The sequence below is a fragment of the Intestinibacter sp. genome (assembly GCF_022780145.1).
Lineage (GTDB): Bacteria > Bacillota > Clostridia > Peptostreptococcales > Peptostreptococcaceae > Intestinibacter.
In genome coordinates this window covers 1-3,499 of the sequence record NZ_JALEXO010000302.1, presented here as the reverse complement: position 1 = coordinate 3,499, position 3,499 = coordinate 1, and the positions used below count along the sequence as shown (strand labels likewise).

General features: G+C 30.8%; 2 protein-coding genes and 1 pseudogene. 2 read left to right on the top strand and 1 reads right to left on the bottom strand.

All coding sequences use genetic code 11. The features are described 5' to 3' along the window. Positions 1–736 (top strand): annotated as a pseudogene (locus MR593_RS11370) (argininosuccinate synthase domain-containing protein); the annotation flags it as partial. 74 nt (positions 737–810) lie between these two features. Here MR593_RS11370 and MR593_RS11365 read toward each other — a convergent pair. Beyond that, positions 811–1,563, bottom strand: coding sequence for a DUF169 domain-containing protein (locus tag MR593_RS11365; RefSeq protein WP_290692948.1), 753 nt, complete (start codon positions 1,561–1,563; stop codon positions 811–813). A gap of 222 nt (positions 1,564–1,785) precedes the next feature. Here MR593_RS11365 and miaB point away from each other — a divergent pair, with 222 nt between their 5' ends. Further along, complete coding sequence (gene miaB / locus MR593_RS11360; RefSeq protein WP_290692946.1) at positions 1,786–3,228, top strand: tRNA (N6-isopentenyl adenosine(37)-C2)-methylthiotransferase MiaB; 1,443 nt, start codon at positions 1,786–1,788, stop codon at positions 3,226–3,228. Positions 3,229–3,499 lie beyond the last annotated feature (271 nt).

Below are 3,499 nucleotides of genomic sequence, written 5' to 3'. Positions count from 1 at the left end.
AAACGAACACAATATAAAAGTAACAGCAACTAAGAAAAAAATATATTCAGTAGACGACAACCTATGGCATGTATCTACTGAAGGTGGAGATATAGAATATCTAGAAAACGAACACAACAAAGATATCTACAAAAAAACTTGTTCACCAGAAGATGCAGCAGATGAACCTGAATACATAGAAATAGGATTCGAAAAAGGTATACCAGTATCTCTAAACGGAGAAAAATTACCACCAGTAGAATTAGTTGAAGCAGTTGACAAATTAGGTGCTAAACACGGTATAGGTATAGTTGATATACTAGAAAACAGATTAGTTGGTATGAAATCAAGAGGTATATATGAAACACCAGGAGGAGAAATATTCTATGCAGCTCATAACTACTTAGAAAGTGCTACATTAGACAAAGATACTCTTCACTTAAAACAAAGATTATCACTTGAATTCGCTGATTTAATATACAATGGTAAATGGTATTCTAAAACTTGTAAAGCAATAAATGCTTTCATGGATGAAACTCAAGAAAATGTTACTGGTTCTGTTAAATTAAAATTATACAAAGGTAACATAAAACCAGCTGGAATATTCTCAGACCATAAATTATACGATCAAAGTATATCTTCATTCGGTAACAGTGAATTATACGATCACAAAGATGCTGAAGGTTTCATAAACTTATTCACATTACCACTTAAGATAAATGCTATGACTCAAAACGGTAAAAAAATGACTAAATAATTGGTAAAATTTATAATATAGAAAAAACAGCCTTATCTGATAATATTAAGTGATTAGATAAGGCTGTTTTTTTACTATAATCTTTTTTCAATTTTATGCCACGAATTAGTTGTAAAGAAGCTTTTATCTAAATCTTTAGTAATTTGTTCCCACAGTGCATAAGGCATTGTCATAGACAGATAGTTTGCCAATGAGCTTAAACGTTGGGAAATATCGAATAGACCCATAATAGCCTGAGGATTATCGCTTTCTATTTGATCGGCAGCATACATTATAGATTGGCATGCTGAGCCAAAGGGTACAATAGTATTAATTGCTCGACCGTTATGAAAACCAAGCAAAGTTACGAGAGCAGAAATTTGATCGGGATTAGCAAATATATATACTAAATCTGGTGAACCGATTTCATTCCATCTACTTAAAGGTGCGAATACTATTCGTGGATATCCTTTTTCTGAAAATGGCAGAGAGTTTCTCCACTTTAAGGCTACTTCTTCAGAACAAAAGAAACGTTCGCCATCTTTAAAATCTTCAGGTAAGCCTTCTGGTATATTTTCTCCATATCCTTGTGACAACATTTTATGGATGTTAGGATTTATTCGTGAAAACCCATCGCCAAAGCAGCATCCAGTAGCTCCTCCAGCACAATTACAGCTTTTATCATCCATAGAAATAGTCTTGCCTTTAGCAGATGACATAAGAAATGGTATGACACAGTTGTGTTTGTTTGGTGATACATCTAAGTCGCATTTTGTAGTAGTATTACCAAAGAATATTCCTATTGGTTCTAATTTAAGATGGAGTTTTTTTACTAATAATTTATCCATAATTTACCTCCAAAAGTTTTTATTTATCTATAATAATATCAAATAATTATTTATATTACATTAAGTTTAAAAAATTTCTAATAAATACAAATCACAAAGTTGTTAAATATAATTACAATGGTTAAAAAGTGTACATACTTTAGAGCAGGTAAAAATTTTTTTATGTGTTTACTCATATTTATGATATAATAAAATTTGCATTAAATTGAAAGGAGAATCAAGATGTCAAAGAGAAAACAAGTGACTGTTCCTATGGAAAAAATTAGAGAACAAGACAAATATATAAATGAAATAAAAAATGAAAACGAAAGATATTTCCAATCAACTGGAAAGAAAAAATCTTATTTTATACAAACTTTTGGATGTCAAATGAACGAACACGACTCAGAAAATCTAGCTGCTATGTTAAATGATATGGGATATGAACCTACTTTGATGGCTGATACTGCGGATTTAATAATATACAACACTTGTGCAGTTAGAGAAAATGCTGAGCTTAAGGTATACGGAAACTTAGGTCATCTAAAGTTGACTAAAAAGAAAAATCCTAACTTAAAAATTGCTGTATGCGGTTGTATGATGCAACAGCCTAAAGTAGTAAAGGAAATAAAGGCTAAATACAAACATGTAGACTTAGTATTCGGTACTCACAATTTATACAAATTCCCTGAATTACTAGCAGAGGCTATGTCAAGTGACGCTATGCTTGTAGATGTTTGGGATGTAGACGGAGAAGTTGTAGAAGGGTTAAAGAGCGATAGAAAATTTGAGCTTAAGGCGTTTGTAAATATAATGTACGGCTGCAACAATTTCTGTACTTACTGTATAGTTCCTTATACTAGAGGGCGTGAAAGAAGTAGAAAACCAGTAGATATAATAAACGAAATAAAAGATCTAGTTGCAAATGGCACTAAAGAAGTCACTTTACTAGGCCAAAATGTAGATTCATACGGAAAAACTCTAGAAGAAGAGGATAGAATAACTTTTGCAGAGCTTCTAAGAAAGGTAAACGAGATAGAAGGATTAGAGAGAATAAGATTTATGACTTCTCATCCAAAAGATATATCTGATGAGGTTATATACGCTATGAGAGACTGTGACAAGGTATGTGAATTTTTACACCTTCCAGTTCAATGTGGAAGCACTAAGCTATTAAAGAAAATGAATAGACATTACTCAAAAGAAGACTATCTAAGAATAATAGAAAAGGCTAGAGCTGAAGTTCCTGATATAGCATTTTCAACTGATATAATGATAGGATTCCCTGGTGAAACAGACGAAGATGTAGAGGATACTATAGATGTAATCAAAAAAGTAAGATACGACAACGCGTTTACTTTTATCTACTCAAAGAGAGAGGGTACACCAGCAGCTAAGATGGAAAATCAAATTCCAGAGGATGTAAAACACGAGAGATTTAATAAGGTTTTGGCAGTTGTAAATGAAATATTAAAGGAAAATAATTCTGTTTACCAAGATAAGGTAGTTGAAGTTTTAGTTGAAGGAAAGAGCAAGACTGACGACACTAAATTCAGCGGCAGAACTAGACAAAATAAGCTTGTAAACTTTGCTGTAAAAGATATCGATGCTGATTTAGTTGGAAAACTTGTAGATGTAAAAATAACAGAAACTCTTTCATTCTCTTTAAATGGAGAAATGGTTTAAAAGTTTTAAATAAAAATTGATGAGAAAATAATAAGATGTTCTCTTTATGAAAATAATTAATTTATGATCATAAAAGAGGACATTTTCTTATATAAAACAACATTATACAACAAGCAAAAATGTATAAAATTGTTATTAGATAGAGTAAATTATGTTAGAATATAGTTTTATTTGTAAAAATATCGAAAAATTCATAAAATATTGTAAATTTTGAAAAATCAGAAAAATAGTTGACAATTTACATAATTTTAATATAATTAAAGTAAAGGTA